Annotated in this window: 15 protein-coding genes; 8 read left to right on the top strand and 7 right to left on the bottom strand. The window is 43.2% G+C overall.

From position 1 onward, the window contains the following. Positions 1–397 precede the first annotated feature (397 nt). On the bottom strand, positions 398–2,671 hold the full coding sequence (locus ABKW31_RS12940; RefSeq protein ID WP_348616901.1) for a CehA/McbA family metallohydrolase: 2,274 nt from the start codon (positions 2,669–2,671) through the stop codon (positions 398–400). Between the two features lie 253 nt (positions 2,672–2,924). Here ABKW31_RS12940 and ABKW31_RS12935 point away from each other — a divergent pair, with 253 nt between their 5' ends. Together ABKW31_RS12935 and ABKW31_RS12930 are read left to right on the top strand one after the other, a co-directional pair. Further along, entirely contained in the window at positions 2,925–4,454 is a 1,530-nt protein-coding gene (locus ABKW31_RS12935; RefSeq protein ID WP_348616899.1) for a YHYH protein, read from the top strand. Positions 4,455–4,570: 116 nt separating this feature from the next. Further along, entirely contained in the window at positions 4,571–5,104 is a 534-nt protein-coding gene (locus ABKW31_RS12930) for a hypothetical protein (RefSeq protein WP_348616897.1), read from the top strand. A 183-nt stretch (positions 5,105–5,287) separates the two neighbouring features. Here ABKW31_RS12930 and ABKW31_RS12925 read toward each other — a convergent pair whose 3' ends face one another. Then, positions 5,288–5,536 (bottom strand): DUF6482 family protein, encoded by a 249-nt coding sequence (locus ABKW31_RS12925; protein ID WP_348616895.1) that lies wholly within the window; start codon positions 5,534–5,536, stop codon positions 5,288–5,290. A gap of 248 nt (positions 5,537–5,784) precedes the next feature. On the opposite strand from ABKW31_RS12925, the gene ABKW31_RS12920 reads away from it, so the two are divergent. Continuing rightward, positions 5,785–6,654, top strand: a complete 870-nt coding sequence (locus tag ABKW31_RS12920) for an alpha/beta fold hydrolase (protein ID WP_348616894.1) — start codon at positions 5,785–5,787, stop codon at positions 6,652–6,654. A 225-nt stretch (positions 6,655–6,879) separates the two neighbouring features. On the opposite strand, the gene ABKW31_RS12915 is transcribed toward ABKW31_RS12920, so the two are convergent. The 5 genes from ABKW31_RS12915 to ABKW31_RS12895 all read right to left on the bottom strand — a co-directional run bounded on the left by ABKW31_RS12915 (position 6,880) and on the right by ABKW31_RS12895 (position 11,519). Next, the gene (locus ABKW31_RS12915; protein WP_348616892.1) at positions 6,880–7,113 is read right to left on the bottom strand and encodes a DUF6500 family protein; all 234 of its coding nucleotides are present in this window, start codon (positions 7,111–7,113) and stop codon (positions 6,880–6,882) included. Continuing rightward, entirely contained in the window at positions 7,106–7,690 is a 585-nt protein-coding gene (locus ABKW31_RS12910; RefSeq protein ID WP_348616890.1) for a DUF6151 family protein, read from the bottom strand. Before ABKW31_RS12910 ends, ABKW31_RS12915 begins: the two co-directional genes overlap by 8 nt. A gap of 483 nt (positions 7,691–8,173) precedes the next feature. Next, entirely contained in the window at positions 8,174–9,067 is an 894-nt protein-coding gene (locus ABKW31_RS12905) for a TIM barrel protein (RefSeq protein ID WP_348616889.1), read from the bottom strand. Between the two features lie 59 nt (positions 9,068–9,126). Continuing rightward, complete coding sequence (locus ABKW31_RS12900; RefSeq protein ID WP_348616887.1) at positions 9,127–10,854, bottom strand: GMC family oxidoreductase; 1,728 nt, start codon at positions 10,852–10,854, stop codon at positions 9,127–9,129. Positions 10,855–10,895: 41 nt separating this feature from the next. Beyond that, the gene (locus ABKW31_RS12895; protein ID WP_348616885.1) at positions 10,896–11,519 is read right to left on the bottom strand and encodes a gluconate 2-dehydrogenase subunit 3 family protein; all 624 of its coding nucleotides are present in this window, start codon (positions 11,517–11,519) and stop codon (positions 10,896–10,898) included. A 521-nt stretch (positions 11,520–12,040) separates the two neighbouring features. Between ABKW31_RS12895 and ABKW31_RS12890 the strand changes: the two genes are divergently transcribed. The 5 genes from ABKW31_RS12890 (at position 12,041) to ABKW31_RS12870 (ending at position 20,180) form a co-directional block, all read left to right on the top strand. Continuing rightward, positions 12,041–15,115 (top strand): TonB-dependent receptor, encoded by a 3,075-nt coding sequence (locus ABKW31_RS12890; RefSeq protein WP_348616883.1) that lies wholly within the window; start codon positions 12,041–12,043, stop codon positions 15,113–15,115. A 180-nt stretch (positions 15,116–15,295) separates the two neighbouring features. Then, on the top strand, positions 15,296–16,027 hold the full coding sequence (locus ABKW31_RS12885) for a SapC family protein (protein WP_348616881.1): 732 nt from the start codon (positions 15,296–15,298) through the stop codon (positions 16,025–16,027). A gap of 32 nt (positions 16,028–16,059) precedes the next feature. Next, positions 16,060–17,082, top strand: a complete 1,023-nt coding sequence (locus ABKW31_RS12880) for a cupin-like domain-containing protein (protein ID WP_348616880.1) — start codon at positions 16,060–16,062, stop codon at positions 17,080–17,082. 20 nt (positions 17,083–17,102) lie between these two features. Continuing rightward, on the top strand, positions 17,103–18,602 hold the full coding sequence (locus ABKW31_RS12875) for a tryptophan halogenase family protein (protein WP_348616879.1): 1,500 nt from the start codon (positions 17,103–17,105) through the stop codon (positions 18,600–18,602). 39 nt (positions 18,603–18,641) lie between these two features. After that, positions 18,642–20,180, top strand: coding sequence for a tryptophan halogenase family protein (locus tag ABKW31_RS12870; RefSeq protein ID WP_348616877.1), 1,539 nt, complete (start codon positions 18,642–18,644; stop codon positions 20,178–20,180). Positions 20,181–20,266: the final 86 nt, after the last annotated feature.

Genomic DNA, 20,266 nt, shown 5'->3' with positions numbered 1-20,266 from the left:
TAACAGGACAGGCATGTTAGTAAAGCTTAATTTGGAATAGCTGAGCTGATTATCCTTTATTGTTATTTCTTCGGCCCTAAAGGACCTCCTACAAGAGCAGCAATTAACTGGACAGGCATGTTAGTGGAGCTTACTTTGAAATAGCTCAGCTGATTATCATTTATTGTTGTTTCTTCGGCTCTAAAGGGCCTCCTACAAGAGCAGCAATTAACTGGACAACCATGCCAAGGGCTTCTTAAGATGAAGTTTGTTGAAAGTGTGAGTCACGCTATACAAGAATAAATGGTTTGGGATGAAAGAACAGGACATGTTAAATCCTGTGCCCCGATTATTATGGCCAAACAACATCAATATCCTAATCAGCACCTTTAAAGCGAGGCGTGATGGGACTGAATGCTTAGAATTGGGTTTTATCAACCATCTTAAGCCATATTGGATTGGTGTAGGCCTTGTGTTCCTTGGAATCTTCTACCACTAAACTTACCCACCCTGATTTTTGTGGTACTTCAAATACTACCGATGCCTTGTCACCTGATAGGGGCTGCTCACTGATAAGCCCATCATTACCAATCAACTGAACTGACTTAAGTCCATTAACCGATAAAAGTTCGAAATTGATTGATTGAGGCTGATTTTTAGCCAGCTTCAATGTATCGCCAAACATTACATTCTGCGGATAGATCACTGGCCCAAAAGAGGCATAAGAGCGGCCATTTTTCATGGCTTGGGCAAACGCTTTTGCCTTAGGTTTACTGGCTGTATAAACAAACATGCGGATATGACCGCTTGCTTCATTCCAAACATCATGGGTATCGGTGCCGGCAGTATAATAATAAGGTAAACCGTCAGACCATAGCTGCCGGGCTTTCTCAAGCGCCTGTTTATAGTCTACTTCTGAATTTATTTCGATCAGATCAAAACTTGGGTCAAATCCGCCTGGTACGGTCTTTTTCTGCAGACTGCTCAGGTAGCCGTAAGGTATAAAAGGATGGTTAGATGCGACAACCGTTGCACCCATATGCCGAGCATCTTTAATGATGTCATGAACATTGTCCACGCCTGGATCTACCGATAACTGCGCGCCAATTTCAACTGGGAATACATTAAAATGCCCCCACGATGGTGAAATTTCTATCGACGGGATAAAGGGTATTCCACGCTTATCCGCTAGTGTTTTAATGGCCTCATGGTTTTTTGTTGAGTCATGATCACTTACAAAAATCACATTAAGACCCGCCGCTAACTGGGAACGTACTAAATATTCAGCAGGTGTTGAAGCTTCTAATACGTCGGCATGATGATGCAAATCGCCAGCATACCAACCGTGTTGACTTGGATAGGTACTGACAGGGACTGCGCTGACAAGGTTGCTTGTTTTATTAGCAACAATACTGACGTCAATCAATACAGGTTTAGCCACAAAGTCACTGCCAGCGGAAACTTTGAGCTGATAATCACCAGGGGCTAAGGTGAATGAGGCCTGTCCGACGCGGTCTAATTCAGTGAAGAATGTTTTTGCGCCAAAATATTCAATCAGGGGTTTATTGCCCTTTTCTATGGAAATTTTAGCGTCTAATGCAATCTTGGTTTTCGCGTCTGTGACCTTAATACTGACTTCTCCTGGGGACAGAAGGTCATCGAATGAAAGCGTTTGAGACTCACTACTTTTGATACTTACCTTGTGTTTAATACTATCGGAGTAGCCTTTACTTGTGGCATAAACCTGATAATCGCCCACTGGTAAGTCAATATTATACTGGCCATTCTTACCTATTACCCAAATGTAGGGCAGGCCGTCTTTAAGTACTATAACCGCGGGTTCATTTACTGGCTTACCCTCTGGCGTTTTAACACTGCCCTGTAAGGTACCTGCCTGCAGTTTTTTACGCTCAATCTCAGCGCGAATAACTGGCGCTAGGTCGCCACTGGCTAACACTTGATAATCGCCTTCAAACGTCATGGACTCTGATTTTTTCAGACTATGTTGAGTATATAAATCCCGTGATTGGTATCTGGCTTTTGTCATATAGGGTGCGTGCAAGGCAATGGCCCAATCAGCGTCATAGCCAACAAAACGGTCTGCGATATAATTATCGCTAGCCACCCCGTCTTCGCCTATATAACTGGGCACAGCAAACTTATAACCACCATCTGGCCATAATGTGTAGCCGGATAACATGTCAGCTATGGCTTCACCTTGGTTGGTCATAACGGTTTTTACATGAATGCGGTCAGAGCCTGCTGCAAGGCTATAAGTAGTACTAATAACAACGTTGCTAAAATCACGCGTAACCTGGACTATTGCCTCCTCTTTACTGTCTTTAATGATGTCGACATTTTGATAAGTATTTGGCCAGCTAGACCAGTTATTGGGCATGAAATCAGCGAAGGCAACACGGTCATTACTTAAGGACCCATCTGCTTTAACATTGGCAATATCAACGATACAGCCACGTGCTACACCCCAAGGAGGCGCAGAGCCCAACGCGATGGAAAAAGCCAGTTTGTCATTTCTGATGGTTAAGTCTTTGTCAGAGTTTGCATTGCCGGCGGGAATAATAGTCTTGCCATGAATAATGGAAACAGTTGCATGACTTTGTACAGCCACACTCAATCCAGTCACCAATATGCAGGCACTAATAAGCAGGGTTTTATAAAACGGGTTTAACATGAAGGTTACCTAAGGATGAATAGAATTTTTAATTTGGAGTATGAGCCTAAGAAGGGTAAACGCTGCCTCTACTCTAAGCAATGAGCAATAGGCTTTATTTGAGTTGCAGTGATGCAGAATTAACATGACACCCATGTTAGTCACTTATTCACAAATAGCCTGTTTCTGGATGCTTTCTGCACATTTTCTGCACTTTGAAGTTGTAGATTTATAAGCAGTCCAAGTTAACGCTCACCCAACAGGTAATCTGCTTATGCAACACAGACGTTTTAATTTTAACCTTATATGTTCGAGTTTTTATACCCTTCTGCTCACTGCACTGCTAACTGCTTGTGGTGGGAGCAGCAATAGTAGCAACCTTGCACCGATAGTGGATGCGGGGAGTGAACAGACTGTTGATGAACAAAGCTCCGTGACTTTGAGCGGTTCGGCTAGTGACAGCGACGGCTCTCTTGTTAGCTATCAATGGCTGCAAACAAGCGGAACGGCCGTTACCCTTGGAAACGCAAAAACCTTAGATGCGACTTTTATTGCTCCGATCGTCACTGCTGATGAAACGCTCATTTTTAACCTTACTGTCACAGATGATGATGGTGATATCGCCAGCGATATGGTCAATATTAATGTAACTAACAGCGTTGACACTAATACGCCACCTATCGCAAACGCAGGTACCGACCAATCAGTTCTTGTTGGAGAAACGGTAAGTCTTTCGGGTGAGCTAAGCAGCGATGCCGATGGTGACTCGCTAAGCTATCTGTGGAGTATTGTTGACATTCCCAACGGCAGCGCCATTTCATTGTCAGATGAAAGCAGTATTTCTCCGAACTTTGAAGTCGACATAGCTGGCAGTTATACCTTGCAACTTGTTGTCGATGATGGCACCGATAGTAGCGAAATAGACAGCGTGCAGATTAGTGCTGTTGAACAAACAGTGGGTTCAACAGAGGGTATATTGTGTGACTATGACTACAGTGAATTTAATGATTCAGCCTCGATACAATATTTAAGTAGCGCACAATGGAGCTGCTCTGGCGGTGGCCGCATACTTGTCGCCAACGGTATTCCTGATCACGAGGTGGGTACTTTTCCCAATGCGGGCAATCCAAATACTATTTCAGCCCAAACGATTTCTGAAAACTACGTCTTAGATCCTGTGCAAACAGACACCGTTACAACATTAGGTGGCCCAAGGGGCTCAACTGGTTATATTTTAAACGGGGTTAAGATTGACGCTAGCACCGCCGGAAGTTGCGATGACTCGGGCTCAAGCTGTAGTCTGGTGAATCATAGCGGTAATTGGAGTATCGAAGCCTTGGGTCAAACTAGTTTTGATTTTGGCACAGATGACAATAATGCTCATGTGCAACCCACTGGGGCCTATCATTACCATGGTATGCCAGAAGGTTTTATCAGCAAGCAAGGTGGTAGCAGTTCGACGATGACTATTATTGGTTGGGCAGCTGATGGTTTTCCTATCTATGCCCGTTATGGATACAGCGAAGCTAATAATCCCGCTTCATCTTTAGTGGCTATGACTAGCAGTTATCAGCTAGTGACTAGCGTGTCGGCTTCTCGCCCTGATACCAGTGTTTATGCTTTGGGTACCTTTGCTCAAGATTGGCAATATGTCGCGGGTTCAGGTGATTTAGACGAATGTAACGGCCGCTATGGGGTAAGCCCTGAATTTCCTAATGGTATCTATCATTATTATGCCACGGATACTTATCCTTATTTTCAACGATGTGTAAAAGGCGAAGTAGACGCTGCGGGTCCTCCTTAATCAATTGGAATTATGACTCTTAATCAGGATAGCCCCGCCTTTTATGCTGGGAGTTATCCTGATTTATAAGGCCTTCTCCAGCCAGTAGTAATCTCAATATAAAAAGGACTCAAGCAATGAAATTAACAAATCACTATGCTGCATTAGCTTTATTCGTATTGATGAGTATATTGTTTACTCACCCTACTTACGCCCATGTAATGGTGGCACAACATGGCACTCTCAATATTGCCGAGGATGGGGTTTATATGGTGCTGTCTCTGCCAATTACTGCCTTTGCAGGAATTGATGATAATGACGATGGTAGATTGTCTAAAGCTGAATTTGACCTTCATCGCTCAGCCATCGTGCTAGCAGTGAAAGACCAGATTGTATTAGCAGATGGTAATGGCAAACTTGACCTGAAAGGCCTGTTACTTTCGCCAGTTACAGCACATGACTCCTCAACAGACTCGGCGTCACAATTAATCGTAATGGGCAGGTTTGAGCCACCTAAACCTGGCAGTCCATTAAAATATCAGGTCAGTTTGTTTGGGACTCAGCCCTCGGAGCGAGTACTAGAAATTACTGCAACAAATAAAATGAAAGCTTTGCAACAAGCCATTAGGTTAACGCCTGATATCAATATTATGCATTTATTTGCGAGTTAATTAATTCAAGATGAAGAGGTATTTTATACTTTTCATTATAAGCATACCTCGCTCAGCTTCTGTATTAAGCCCTTAGATCGCCGAACTTTAAATAAACTAAAGAATATTTAAATATTGATTTATTCCGTAGTTAACAGAATTCTTGGCTAATTTAGAACATTATGATTGTCCCTAGCTATTGGCTCAATGCCAATCAATCAGCAGCTCAAGCTTCTCGTTATCGACACTTAAACCACACATTTCATCGTAGGGCGTATTTTGTTTTAACCAAACTTGCTCGAATGTTGTTTTGCTAAAATGTTGTTTAATTTCATTCAGACAATGGAAAGAAATCGGCTCATTACTTTTATTTCTGACTAATTTATACTCATCATTTTCAAAAATCGATGCTAGATAAATGCCGCCTTCAATGGACTCAATATGCAGTTTCATATTTGTTACTCCGAATTAACCCAATATAGAAACGTGCACTGTGCGCGACAGGATCACTTAGCGCATATTAAGAGACACTGTACGCCCAGTATCACTATTTTATGGTAGTTCTTTTTTTATTAGCCCTTAATCAATCATAAAAATGACTGTTTAAGCGAAGTTGAGCAGCAAAAAAGTTGGCATATCGTGCAATTACTATTTAGTCTAAATCCAAGCCTTTTATTCAATCAACATAAAGACGAGACACTATGTTTATTAACCAGCCAATCTGTCGAACCTGCATTTTTTTCTTATCCATAGTTGTTGCGACTGGGGCTCTAGCCAACGAGCAACATATTATGATTGATAGCGACCTAATGGCCATTCATAACATGGGTAATATTGCTAAAGAAGGCCCTGCTCCTAAAGCGGCAGTTCTGATGATCCATGGTTGGGCCAGTCAGATGAATGAAGTGGGTGACATGTATCTACGTTTGGCTGAGCAACTAGCCGAGCAGGGCTATGCTTCGCTTCGTATTAATATTCGGGGTGAAAGTGAGCGTGAAAAAACTAATTTCAAAATGAATAGTACTTTTGGCTCTCGTATTGCAGACGCACAAGCTGGTCTTAATTTTTTGCGTGAGCAATATCCAGATACACCGATTGCAGTGGTGGGTTTTAGTTTAGGAGGCGCCACTGCTATGGCCTTGACGGGTAACAACCCAGATAAAATAAGTAGTTTGGTATTATGGTCGAGTGCCGGAGATCCTGCTGAAATGTTAAACTCAATGCCTGCTGATGTGGTCAATGAGATATTGAACAAAGGCGAAGCTAAGGTACAAGAATGGGTTGAATTGACCATTACCCGTCAGCATCTGCTCGGTATGCTTGGATACGATATATTTACGCCATTAGAAAAATATCAGGGCGCTTTGCTGTCTATTCGTGGCACTGATGATTTTGTCACACCACAAGAGTCTAAGATATTTGCTAGCGCCAATGCCTCGCCAGAAGAATCATATCTCATCAGTGGGGCTGACCACATTTATCATTCGTTAGCTCCTGATAGCCCCTATGTTGCTCGGGTTATTACCCATACGGTTAGATGGCTGAATGATACCATTCCTGTAAAGAGGTAATAAATGGCAAAAAATATCTGCCTTATGGGGGAGGAGTTGTGCTTATTGTGACGTTATATACAAACAAGAGACAGGCAGTCTTTCCCGTTACATGTATTGGTGATAATCGTATTTATCTTAAGGTCAGCAAAGCAAACTAAATGCATAACACCCTTTTTTGATCTGCAGGGTTGCAGTGAATAATGGGAGGAGCTGTGCAAGTCGATTGCTAGCCCTTAATTGTGTTTAAACTGACCCTCCATCAGGATGATGCAGTAACATATCTTTAATTTTTTGCGCTTTTTCAAAATGATCTAACCGGTGGGTTTGTATCCACCACGTTGCCGCTTCCATTAACAACTCAGGATCATCATTTTTATTGGCAAAAAATGCGTAAAAGGATAATCCAACCTTTGGGCCTTTGGCGGCGATCTTTTTGTCACAGACCTGGATAATTTTATTTTGTAATTGCTCACGCATTATTTGTTTGCAACGCTGCAATGCTCGGTTTGACTATGACTTTGCCGTCTTGGCAAAAGAAGGCCGAGGGTTTATTTAAGCCTTTTATTTTCCATATAATCAATTTTCGCAACACTCTGAGGGTAATTTTAAATAGGGATACTCGTAAGGCTGCTGGTACTTCTGCTATGGCTGATTCAACATGTATATGGCCTCTCGATTTTCCTAGGTCAGCATCGCGAGTCGCTTTGTTATCCATAAAGTTATGAATAATACCAATAAAAGGCATCTTGCCATTCATAGTGTTACCAATGGGAGTGTTACAACATTTTGCATACCAGCGGTATAAACCTTTTGGGCTTAATCTTACACAAGCTAATTGCTCATGCCCCTCATATATCGACACATGGGCAAGAGGAATTTGAAAAATATCGGTGCCGCCATATTGGTCTAGTATTTGGTTTTTATTGCCTAAAAGTTGGGCGAATTTTTGGCAATCAACGCAACAGCAATCAATCCGCGTACCTGAATCGGCATTAACATTCTCAGTCGTTCCCTTAACTTGTCCGCAAGCACAACGCAGTTTAATTTCTGGCATATTCATTACTCTCAAATCGAATTAGATATCACCATGTATCTTTGTTCATCAAAGCGTAGGGTGCAAGTCTATTTCAATTTCATTTTTTTAAATTTAAATCCGGTTTATTTGTTGGTCCCTTGTGGGAGTTTGCTCCCCAACGGAGTTGCCGTAACGGATGTTATCAGCTGCGAACAATCAACCATGATTGATAAGCCGTCATTGATGGTAAATCCACATCTGCGGTTGATTGGTTCGTCCCTAAAGGAACTCCCACAAGGGGGCTATTGTAGGAGTTTGCTTCCCAACGGAGTTGCCGTAACGGATGTTATTAGCTGCGAAAAATCCACATCTGCGGTAGAAAAATCCACATCTGTGGTAGATTTTTGTTCGTCCCTAAAGGAACTCCTACAAAAAAAAAGGGGGGGGGCAAAAAAACCGTGGGAAACTTAAGTTTTCACGGCTTTTTTGTTTTTAATGGTTTAGAAAACGTTTATGTGTTTATTAGGCTAATAACTGCGATACAGCTTTATAGCCTTGTTGAATCGTTTTTAATTTGTCGTCGGTTATATCTCGTTCGACAAAGCGGTGTTCAACGCCTGAAAGTTTCGCTTGGGCGAAGATAGGCGCAAAGTCAATGGTTCCTGTCCCAACATCGGCGAAGTTACCGGTTTTGTCCATATCTTTAACGTGCCATAATTTAAAGCGACCTGGGTATTGTTTGAAGTAGGCGAGGGGATCTTGTTTGGCTTTATACATCCAGAACAAGTCCATTTCCATGGCCATTATATCTTGGTCGGTTTCATTCAGTAGCACGTCATAAGGCAATTGGCCGTCGCGCATTTCAAATTCAAAATCATGGTGATGATAGGCTAACTTTAATCCGGCTTTATTGCAGGCTTCGCCTATGACATTGCAGCGCGCCGCCAGTTTTTTGTAAACATCGATACCTGTGCCGCGTTGTTCTTCGGTCAAATAAGGAATAACGATATAGTCATGACCTACTTCTAAGGCGTGATCGATGACAGCGTTTACGCCGCTGTCAAAGGTGGTGAGCGCGATGTGGGCCGAAGGCGCGCTTAAACCTTCGTTGTTGAGTATGGTTTTAATTTCGCTTGGTTTATGCTCAAAATAGCCAGCGAACTCTAATTCCTTATAGCCCACGGCGGCGACCAATTTTAGAGTGGCAGGCAAACTAACCGCCATCATGTCTCTGAGCGTATATAGTTGAAGACCGACCTTGGCTGATTTGCTCATGGCGTCTGCAGCAAAGGCCATCGAGCCTGGCATAGCGGCTAGAGCCATGGTCGCGGCGCTTAGTTTGACGAAGTTACGGCGGCTACTTTTATATTCGGTGTCAATGCATGTGCTTTGCTCAGCACGGCTAATATTTTTCATTTTATTGTCTCGATTAATAGATTGATTTTGGTGTTTTCAGTGTCGGATTTAAACGCAAACTAAATGCGTCCCTGCTGCATTTCACGGGCAGCATAATCAACGGCCCTGACAGTCAGCGCCATAAAGGTTAATGAAGGATTTTGCCAGGCACTTGAACAAAAACTGGCACCGTCAGTTACAAACAAATTGTCGATGTCGTGGCACTGATTGTAGGGGTTTAATACTGAGGTAGCAGGATCAGACCCCATACGGGCTGTACCTACTTCATGAATGGCAATACCGGGTGGGCGCTGAGTAACATAGCTTGAAATATTCTCTAAACCAGCCTTTTTCAGCATTTTTTCAGCTTCTAGTGCAGCGTCTTCCATCATCAGATTTTCATTGTCAGACCAGCGACAATTAATGTCGAGCTGAGGGATCCCCCACTTGTCTTTAAGCGTGGCGTGCAGCGCAACTTGGTTTTCATAACGGGGTAGCATCTCACCATTTGCATTTAGACCAAATTTCCACGTGCCCGCTTGGCTTAAGGTACGTTTAAACTCTTCACCAAAACCATCTAAGTGAGTTCTATCAATCCAGTCCTCTCGATGAGCTCCGCCACTGAAGGCATAACCTCTTAAATATTTTTTACTAGCACGCTTCGGCTCGTATTGAAAATTGGGAACGTAAATGCCACTGGGACGTCGCCCTCGATAATATTCATCCTCGTAACCCGGAACATCACCCGATGCCCCCGCATTATAGTTATGATCCATTAAATAATGGCCTAATACGCCAGAACTATTGGCGATTCCATCAGGAAAGCTTTTCGACTTTGAGTTAAGCATGATTTGGGTGCTGCCAAGGGTCGAAGCACATAAAAAGATAACCTTGCCATAATATTCACGCTCACTGAGATCATCGTTGTCGATAACTCGGACACCTTTCACGCGCTGGCTACTCTCGTCATAAATAAGACTATGCACCACACTATTTGGCGCAATATGTAAGTTTCCTGTTTTAGCCGCCGCAGGTAGTGTTGAGCTTTGGGTTGAAAAGTAGGCGCCAAACGAGCAGCCTTTTTGACATTCATTGCGTGCCTGACACTGCACTCGTCCCTGAGAGAGATGTAATTCAGTCGGCTTGGTGAGATGAGCCGTACGACCCATGATCATCTTGCGACCTGGAAAGTTTTTTTCAATCGACGCTTTAATTGCTAGTTCAGGTACTGTCATTTCAAAGGGAGGCAAATATTCACTGTCCGGCAACTGTTCTAGACCTTCGGCTGAACCACTGATACCGGCATGAATTTCAACGTAACTATACCAAGAGGCTAAATCTTTATAGCGAATGGGCCAGTCGTTACCATAACCATCAAGTTTATTCGCTTGTAAATCGTGATCGCTTAAGCGATAAGACTGCCGATGCCACAATAGGGACTTGCCACCTAATTGATTGGCTCTTATCCAGCTAAAAGTCGAATCTTTTGCCGTGTTATAAGGTAAGTCGCGATCATTACCAAAAAAATGTTTGGTCGCGTCAGTGAAGGCATAACATTCCTGCTGCACTTTGTATTGTTGCTGCACCAGCAAATTATCAACCACCGCACGAGTGGGTTGCTCCCATGTGGGCTTGCCTTCACCGATATAGTCTTTTCTATGCTCAACAATCCGACCGCGCTCAATCATTAAGGTCTTAAAGCCGCGCTCACAAAACTCCTTGGCCGCCCATCCTCCGGTAATACCCGAACCAATAACGATAGCATCAAATACTTGGCTCGATTCTTTGATGTATAAATCTTCACTCATTAAGCTGTCCTCTTCTTAACCTGTAAGCTGTCTGTTCTTGATTAAAACCCTAAAGGCGCCCATGTTTTTCCGACAGTGCCATAGGGCACTGAACCTTTAAATCCGCCAGGAACAGCCAGATAAGCCAGCTCTTGAGTGGCCCCTACTTCTGAGGTGTAATAGCCAAAGATCACCAGTGCTTTGAGCGCTTTGAATTGGCTTTGTTGCCTAGCATCAAAGCCACTGCGGGTTTTCTCTAAATCGGTTAATAGCAGCAATTGTTGCGCTGGGCTGCACAGGCTAAAAGTGGTTTTGTGCCGCTGCTGGGCCTCGGTGTTTATACTGAGTAAAATCCCTTGAGCCTGCAATTGCTCTTCTTTCGCAAAACAATGAAATAATTGATTATCAATAAAGCCATGCACATCTACTTCAGCCGCGCCAAGTGTCTGTGTTTTTGGGATCACCAAAGCGCAGATGTCGCGCAACATCAGCATGTCAGCTTGACTGAATAATTTGCCGGGTGCTGCAATGCTGTTTTGTTGTGGGGTGTATGCCATAGCAACTGATAAGGCATTACCGCCTAGCAACTGAGAAGCGCTTACAGCGCCAACCAATGTGCTTAGTCCAAGGATAAATCTGCGCTTAGTGCGATCTTGAATCACATCGCTATCTAGGTTTTTTTGCATATGCACCTCCATCAATATTTTTCATTAGCGCGTTTTCGTTTTCATCACCGCGTTTTTAGTTTGCGGCAAAAAAATAACAAGACGAACTTAAAGTTTGGCGCATGGTGAGGATACTTAAATTCGCCAAGGTCATGGTCAGACACTGCAAATGTATCGCAGTATCTTGTTTACAATACATTCACATTATTAAGAGGGATTTATTGTAAATATGCAACGCAAAACTTAATTCTGCAAATTTCCATAGTCGTTTTATCAATATTGATCTTTGTTAAGTATCGAATATAAAGACTCATAATTTCGACCATGTATAGAGCTAATAGTCTTTTTTTGCGGCGCTTAAAACAAGATCTGAAACAGATAAAAAATAAATATTTATTTTTTAATTAAATATTTACTAGAGGAAAAATAGTTATCAATCGTTTGACTTAATGTAAAGGCAGTTAACGGTCGGTTAACAATAAATTAACGGCGTATAAGCATTTATATTTTTAAGTACATAACGGGACACAGGATAAATAAATATGACCAAAACACATAAGAAATTTAATCGTTCATTACTCACTCAGAGTATCGCATTATTGCTTGGCAGCGCTGTGTTAATGCCTGCAATAGCGCAGGAAGCAGCAGATGACACTGAGGTTATCCAGGTCAAAGGCGTACGCGGCAGTTTGTCACAGTCAATGGACATTAAACGCCAGTCATCAGGTGTTGTTGACGCTATTTCTGCGGTAGATATGGGTAAATTCCCTGATACTAACCTTGCCGAGTCGCTGCAGCGTATTACCGGTGTATCAATTAATCGTGTTAATGGTGAAGGTTCTGAAGTGACCGTTCGTGGCTTCGGCGGTAACTTTAACCTAATCACCTTAAATGGCCGTCAAATGCCGGCTGCTAACGTATCTACTATTACTGGTAATCCACAAGACAAAGGTTCAACAGGTTCAAGTCGCTCGTTTGATTTTTCGAATATAGCGTCTGAAGGTGTTAGTGGTATCGAAGTGTATAAAACCGGTCAAGCCGGTATTCCTTCAGGTGGTATAGGTGCAACGATAAATATCAATACCCTTAAACCCTTAGCCGCAGGCAAAAACCGCGCATCTGTAGGCGTAAAAGCGGTCAAAGATGAAAGTGGCGACGGTATCACCCCAGAAATAAGTGGTTTGACTAATTGGGTAAATGACGAATCTACTTTCGGTGTTGCATTGTTTGGTTCATTTCAAGAGCGTGACTCTGGCAGCCGCCATGCAAGTGTTGAACAATTTCAACTGCGCGAATGGGCAGCCACTGATATCGACACTTTTACGGCACCTGGCGTACAAGTCGTCAATCCACCGACTGTAGGACAAATTGTTGCTATTCCGTCTAATATTGGTTTAGGTACAAACCAAGATAATCGTGAGCGTACTAACGCCATGTTGACGGTGCAATTTGCACCGATGGATAATTTAACCTTAACAGCTGATGTCACTTACGCAAAGAATGAGCAAAACTCTAAATCACTGATTGATGGTATTTGGTTTTCACAGCAATTCAACAGTGTAGAGTTTGATGGTAACCCCGTTGTATCTACTCCGGTTAAATTTTCTGAGGACATCGAGGGTGGTAAAGACTTCTTTTTCCAAAATCTAGCACTAGCCACCAAAGATGAATTAAAGTCCTTTGGCTTCAACGCTGATTATTGGGTGAATGATTCATTAAACCTCAGCTTTGATGCGGCGACGTCACAAGCTAAAAGTGGTGGTAATGGACCCCTAGGTCAGAACTCGATCCGTTTTAATATGGCAGGTTCAAATGCTGGGTGGCAAGCGGTTGATTTTACTCGCCCCATTCCTCAAGGTAGCATCGTTATTGACGATTTAGTCAAAGGTAATAACAACGGTATTTTTGATAAGCCTGATGTGGGTTCGCAAGTAACCCAAACTGATAAGTCTAACCAACAAACCGACGTAGACCAGTTCCGCCTTGACGGCACCTGGGTAAAAGACGACTACACAGTAGATTTTGGTGTAGGTTATCTGTCAACAGAAATGCGACAAAGTCGTGAATCTTCCAGTGAAGCATTAGGTGGTTGGGGTGTGGATTTTCCTGGCGATATTCCTGAAGGTTTATTTGAGCAGAGCTGCACTGCTTGTGCATTTGAAGACAACGATATGTCTGGTGTAGAAGGCGCGGATTCCATTGCATTGCCAGCAGGTTCAACCACTATTGCCCTGGGTAGTGTTTCATTCGGTGGTGATCCGGTTGAACTGTTAAGTCAAATTGGTCCAATTTATGGCCTTACGCTAGCAACCCTACCCATTAATAGTTTCGACGACAATACAATTGAAGAAGACATAATGTCTGCTTATGTGCAGTTCGAGACAGATTATGAACTTGGTGAAATGCCACTTAGTATTGTGGCCGGTCTGCGCTACGAGCAAACTGATGTCACTTCAACCTCTATTCAATTGGTACCTCAGGCCATAATCTGGGAATCAGATAACGACTTTTTGGTGCAACCCAGTGCCAGTTCAGAAAGTTTATCTGCTAAGCATGACTACGCTAACTTATTGCCTAGCCTTGATTTGACCTTGGATGTAAACGACGAAGTTAAAGCTAGATTTTCTTTCAGTAAGACACTGGCTCGACCTTCATATAATCAATTGTTTAACTCGACTACTGTATCTGCGCCTGCCCGTCCTACTGCATTAGGTGGCACGCCAACAGGTAATTCGGGTAACGCAAAGTTAGATCCATTAGAGTCAACTAACGTTGATTTGTCGTTAGAATGGTATTACAGCGACTCAAGTATGGTATCGCTTGGATATTACAGAAAAGACGTTAAAAACTTCGTGGGTACGGCACAAACTAGCACACCATTATTTGGCTTGTTGGATGCGTCATCTAATTCTCCCGGTACCTTATCTGCTCAAGCGGCAGTTGAGCTGGCAAACTTAGGTTTTGATAATAACGAACGTAACTTATTTACCATGACAGCGATGTTGCAAAACCCAGATGCGTTCCCTGGTGGAGCAGCTGATTTTGAAAATACTCAAAGTTTTGCTGATGCGGTATTTAGTGCCTATGATGTTTTGCCAGTAGCAGGCGACCCTGAATTGAACTTCCAAGTAACACTGCCTGTTAACAATAACAGTGCGGTAATCGATGGTTATGAATTTGCTTGGCAACATTTCTTTGGTGACACTGGTTTTGGTTACCAGTTAAATTACACCACTGTTAATGGTGACATTGGTTATGACGTTGGTGGCTCTATCAGTGCGGATCAATTTGCATTGGAAGGTTTGAGTGATACCGCTAACGTAGTGTTAATCTATGAAAAAGACAATATCTCCACGCGAATCGCTTACAACTGGCGTGACAAGTTCTTAAGTCAGGTAAACCGTGGTTTTGGTAACCGTAACCCGGTTTTTGTTGATACCTTTGAACAACTTGATATTAACGTAAACTACCAAGTTAATGATGATTTATCCCTTAGTTTGGATATTATCAACTTGACTGAAGAAGGTCAGCGTCAGTATGGTCGTAGTTATAATAATGTCTTCTTTGTACAAGAAGCTGACAGACGCTTTGTATTAAGTGCTAGTTACAACTTCTAGGTAACAAGCACGTTGTCCCCTTAGCACATAGTCTGGCTAAGGGGATGCAAGTCCTTGAGATTAAACGAGAGTGAAACAGGCCATTGATGTTTCACTCTTATTTCATTGCACAGTTATTTTTAGCTGGTAAAGATGAAAACAATGCAATTTTTTAAATAAACAGTGAAGTGATGTAAGCCTATGAGTAAGACAACAGTCTTAAATAATGTTGATCATAAAAATTTGAAGGTTGATACTCGGCCCCAAAGCAGTAAAACCCAAACAGTGAATCGCTCGTTGGTGCACAGCACCGAAATAAGCGAACTGCATAAAGAGTTTCCCTTAGTTTTTTATAAACACCCAGATACTGGACAGACCCAATTACATGCCATTCTTGGTCTTGAAAAAGATGAAAATCTGTTTATTGGCAACAAGGGTTGGACCAGCCGATTTGTGCCGGCTTTGCTCGCTAGAGGCCCCTTTAGTTTAGGCTACAAAAAAAACGCGGTCGATGACTCCGCACAATCTGAGCCACTTATCTGTATTGACCTGCTCGATCCCCGTGTTAATACCGAGCAGGGTGAAGATATTTTTCTGCAATTCGGCGGCGAAGCGCCCTACCTTAATTATGTCAAAAAAGCCCTACAAACCATTGAACAGGGTTTACAGTTTGATAAAACGCTTTACACCTTGGTTGATGACATGGATTTACTCGAGCCGGTATCCATTCAAATCAAACTCAGTAATATAGATGAGGTTAATTTCAGCCATTATTATACGATTAATCAGCAAAAACTGGCGCAACTCGACAGTGAAAACCTCAGCAAGTTACATCAATATGGCGTATTGAGTTTGCTGTTTTTTGTGCTCTCTTCAATGGGCAATTTTCAACAGTTAATCGCACTGAAAAATGCAAAATCAGCAATGTGTTAAGCTCGTTAAAAAACAGAGCGTAGGTGATTTAGGTGACAAATAAAGTTCTGGTACTCGAAGGTATTACGCCGCAATCCATACCTTATGATGAATTGTTTTTACTGGATAAGCCGGTCATTTTAAAAGGTCTGGTTAAAGACTGGCCTTTGGTCAAAGCGGGGCAGCAGTCTGCAAATACTGTCATGCAAGAGCTAGAGCAGCATGATAGTGGGCGGCCACTGCTGGTTTACAAAGGTCCTGCAGCAATCAAAAGCCGTTTTGCTTATGATCAATCCTGTACGGGTTTTAATTTTAGCAGTGAGCGTAGCAACATAGCCGAAGTATTTGCCGCGATCCGCAGCCAATTGGCTGACGAAGTTCATGATTATTTGTATATTAATTCACTCAGGCTCGACGATGGTTTTCCTGCGCTAAGTGACACTCACCAACTCACTTTTGACCATGTTGAATTTAATAATAACCAGCCAGTGGCTAAAATTTGGTTAGGCACAGAGTCTGTGGCCGCAGCCCATTTTGACCAACCCAAAAATATTGCTTGTTGTGTGCTGGGGGAGCGTCGTTTTACTTTATTTCCTCCTGAGCAGGTGAGTAATCTATATCCTGGACCTTTGAGTCCAACCCCTGGTGGCCAAGTTGTCACTATGGCAGATCTCAGTCAACCTGATTTTGAGCGGTTCCCACGCTTGAAGAATGCACTTGAAAACGCTTATATAGCCGACCTAGAGCCCGGCGATGCCTTGTATTACCCCAGTATGTGGTGGCATGAAGTTCAAGCTTTTGACCGTTTTAATGCCATGATCAATTTTTGGTGGATGACAGCGGCCCCTTATTTAGGCAGTCCAATGGATGTACTGATGCACGCGATGATGAGTGTCAGAGACAGGCCAGAAAAAGAAAAACAAGCGTGGAAAGCCTTATTTGACTATTACATTTTTGCTGATAGCGAACAAGTAAGGGCACATCTGCCACCTCAGAGTCACGGTGCACTTGCCCCCATGGATGATAATCTGACTAGACGTTTACGTGCAATGATACGTAATAATCTCAACCGCTAATACGCACTTTAAGAGGTAACATGGCAGTCGATAGGAAGGCAAAAACCAAAGTTGTGGTGGCCGGTGGCGGCACGGCCGGTTGGTTGACGGCATATAGCTTAGTCACTCGTTTGGGCAATTTGCTTGATATTACTTTAGTCGAATCTGATCAGATTGGCAGTGTTGGCGTTGGTGAGGCGACCATTCCTACTATGCGTACTTTTCATCGTTTGGTTGGTATTGATGAGCAGGAATTTATGTCTGCTACCCAAGCGACATTTAAATTAGGCATCCGCTTTGATAATTGGGGCCAGCAAAATGACAGCTATTTTCACTCTTTTGGCGAAATCGGCCAACGCTCATGGATGGCTGAGTTTCACGAATTTTGGTTAGAGGCTAAAGCCCAAGGTTTTGGTGGAAGTCTGGATGATTATTGCCTTGAACTCAAAGCCGCTAAAGCAAATAAATTTGCTACTTCAAGCGGCAAAAAGCCGGTTAATTTTGCTTATCATTTAAATGCCACGGCTTACGCTGCTTTTTTACGTAAAAAAAGCGAAGCCGCAGGAGTTAAACGGGTAGAAGGTCGAATCACCCATATAGAAAACGATGATATCGGTAATATTGCCTCTGTGACCCTAGACAATGGTTCTAAGGTCGTCGGTGAAGTGTTTATCGATTGTACCGGTTTTCGAGGATTGCTGATTGGTGAGCATTTGAAGGTTGATTTTGAAGACTGGAGTCACTTACTGGCGGCTGATAGTGCTATTGCCGTGCAAACTCAGGCAACAGAGTCTGCTCGGCCCTATACCATTGCAATGGCTCATTCCGCTGGCTGGCAATGGCGTATTCCGCTGCAAAATCGAGTGGGCAATGGCATTGTCTATAGCAGTCGATTTTTATCGGATGATGAGGCCCGTAGTACCTTGCTAGGCAATCTCACGGGCCCGACTATTACCGAGCCCCGCCAAATACGCTTTACGACCGGTCGCCGCAAAAAAGCCTGGTACAAAAACTGTATTGCGATTGGCTTATCCAGTGGGTTTTTAGAGCCTTTAGAGTCCACCAGTATTCACCTTATTACCACTGCAATATTACGTTTGATGAAGTTGTTTCCCTTTGAGGGCAATAGCCGTTTGCTGGCTGAACACTTTAATCGCGAGACGCAACTAGAACTCGAGACAATTCGTGATTTTATTATTTTGCATTATCACCTAACCCAGCGCAATGACAGCCCGTTTTGGCAGCATTACAAAAGCATGCAGATTCCTGACTCTCTTACTCATCGCATGGCAATGTTCCGAGAAAACGCCTATGCATGGCCTGACGATGTCGCATTATTTAGAGTGGATTCTTGGGTACAAGTAATGATGGGGCAGGGCCTGATGCCCAAACAGCATCACGGCGCCGGTCGGGTTCTAGCCGCTGATGGTTTAAAAAGCCAGATGATGGCGCTAAAAAGTATGATTGACCGTTCTGTCTCGCAACTACCCGAACATGCAGACTTTATTCAAAGCTATTGCCCAGCTCAGGAGCAGGAATGAGTCGCCTAAATAAGTGCACTACTATGACGGCAGTAAAAAATGAAAACTAAAGTGGTGATTGTCGGTGGCGGCACGGCAGGCTGGTTAAGCGCGGGGATTATTGCGGCTAAACATTGTGCCAATAGCTCCTCAACTCAGCAAACCGAGGTTGTGTTAGTGGAGTCTCCAGAGGTTAAAAACCTTGGGGTCGGCGAAGGCACATGGCCCACCATGCGCGATACTCTGCGACAAATAGGCATCTCTGAGCGCACTTTTCTGTCCTGTTGTCAGGCTAGTTTTAAACAGGCCTCTAAATTTGTCGCTTGGTCTGAGGGCAGTGATGAGTATTATTATCATCCATTTACCGCTCCTGCAGGCTACGGTGCTGTGAGTATGGCTCAGGCCTGGTCAGCCAAAGACAACAATGTGGATTTTGAAAGCTGGGTGTGTGCCCAAGGTACAATTTGCCAACAAAATTTGGCGCCTAAACTACCGCAAATGCCTGAATATGCCTTTAGCCAGAACTATGGCTACCATCTGGACGCGGGCAAGTTTGTACAGATGCTGCATCAGCACTGTGTTGAGAAGCTGGGGGTGAAATATATTCAAGGCCATGTAGAGCAGATCATTCCGGCCGAGAACGGTGATATTGCCACAATTGCATTGACCAGTGGCGAGCAGATAGCAGGCGACTTATTCATTGATTGTAGTGGTTTTGCCGCCATTTTGATTGGCAAGCACTATCAAATCCCATTTGCATCAAAACAGCATATTCTATTTAACGATACTGCTCTAGCCGTGCAGATGGAGCACGGGTCAGATGAGGTTCCTATTGCCTCTTGTACTGTCGCTACCGCTCAGGAAAATGGTTGGATTTGGGATATAGCCCTACAAAACCGCCGGGGTATCGGCCATGTATTTTGCAGTGATTTTTCCACTGTAGAGCAAGCAGAACAAGCCTTGTTCGATTATGTGCAAAATGATCCCTATCTCGCGTCAAAGAAAATCCTGCCACGCACGATTAAGTTTACCCCAGGTCATAGGGAAACCTTCTGGTTTAAAAACTGTGTCGCCATTGGCGTTTCAGCCGGTTTTGTAGAGCCATTAGAAGCCACCGCTTTAGTCCTAATTGAAAAATCAGCCGAATGGATCAGTCAACAACTTCCTCGAGAGCGCAGTGCCATGACGGTGTTGGCGAAACGATTTAATTTACTCACATCACAACGATGGCAAGAAATTATTGATTTTTTGAAGTTACATTATTTGCTAAGCAATCGCCGTGACAGTGAATATTGGCGAGCGCACCAAAGTGTTCAGAGTATTCCAGATAGTTTGCAAGAGTCATTGTTGTTATGGCGCACTCAGGCGCCTGGTGTTTATGAAACAAATCAACGTTTTGAGCTGTTTTCATCGGCCAGTAAACAGTATGTACTTTATGGTATGGGCTTTAAGGTCGATCAAAGCTGCTCTACCCAGATAAGTCAAAAAGAAGACTTGTTAATAAAACGCCTACGCAATGAAACTTTGCACAGTACTGAAAAATTGCTTGGTGCATTGCCCACTAATCGGCAATTTTTAAGTCGCATACAACAAGTTTAAAAGCTTAGGTCGATTAACACTGCGCGGCACATATAGCTAAAGTAAGTTGGGAAGTTAATCCCTTAATTCAATAAATATTTAATTTA

Origin of the sequence: Paraglaciecola sp. 25GB23A (assembly GCF_040012495.1) — a bacterium.
In the GTDB taxonomy this organism is placed as follows: domain Bacteria; phylum Pseudomonadota; class Gammaproteobacteria; order Enterobacterales; family Alteromonadaceae; genus Paraglaciecola.
This window is presented reverse-complemented; position numbering and strand designations above follow the sequence as displayed.

Coding starts and splice junctions, on each gene's coding strand:
- ABKW31_RS12940 (WP_348616901.1), bottom strand. CDS start 2,671: ATGTTAAACCCGTTTTATAAAACCCTGCTTATTAGTGCCTGCATATTG.
- ABKW31_RS12935 (WP_348616899.1), top strand. CDS start 2,925: ATGCAACACAGACGTTTTAATTTTAACCTTATATGTTCGAGTTTTTAT.
- ABKW31_RS12930 (WP_348616897.1), top strand. CDS start 4,571: ATGAAATTAACAAATCACTATGCTGCATTAGCTTTATTCGTATTGATG.
- ABKW31_RS12925 (WP_348616895.1), bottom strand. CDS start 5,536: ATGAAACTGCATATTGAGTCCATTGAAGGCGGCATTTATCTAGCATCG.
- ABKW31_RS12920 (WP_348616894.1), top strand. CDS start 5,785: ATGTTTATTAACCAGCCAATCTGTCGAACCTGCATTTTTTTCTTATCC.
- ABKW31_RS12915 (WP_348616892.1), bottom strand. CDS start 7,113: ATGCGTGAGCAATTACAAAATAAAATTATCCAGGTCTGTGACAAAAAG.
- ABKW31_RS12910 (WP_348616890.1), bottom strand. CDS start 7,690: ATGCCAGAAATTAAACTGCGTTGTGCTTGCGGACAAGTTAAGGGAACG.
- ABKW31_RS12905 (WP_348616889.1), bottom strand. CDS start 9,067: ATGAAAAATATTAGCCGTGCTGAGCAAAGCACATGCATTGACACCGAA.
- ABKW31_RS12900 (WP_348616887.1), bottom strand. CDS start 10,854: ATGAGTGAAGATTTATACATCAAAGAATCGAGCCAAGTATTTGATGCT.
- ABKW31_RS12895 (WP_348616885.1), bottom strand. CDS start 11,519: ATGCAAAAAAACCTAGATAGCGATGTGATTCAAGATCGCACTAAGCGC.
- ABKW31_RS12890 (WP_348616883.1), top strand. CDS start 12,041: ATGACCAAAACACATAAGAAATTTAATCGTTCATTACTCACTCAGAGT.
- ABKW31_RS12885 (WP_348616881.1), top strand. CDS start 15,296: ATGAGTAAGACAACAGTCTTAAATAATGTTGATCATAAAAATTTGAAG.
- ABKW31_RS12875 (WP_348616879.1), top strand. CDS start 17,103: ATGGCAGTCGATAGGAAGGCAAAAACCAAAGTTGTGGTGGCCGGTGGC.
- ABKW31_RS12870 (WP_348616877.1), top strand. CDS start 18,642: ATGAAAACTAAAGTGGTGATTGTCGGTGGCGGCACGGCAGGCTGGTTA.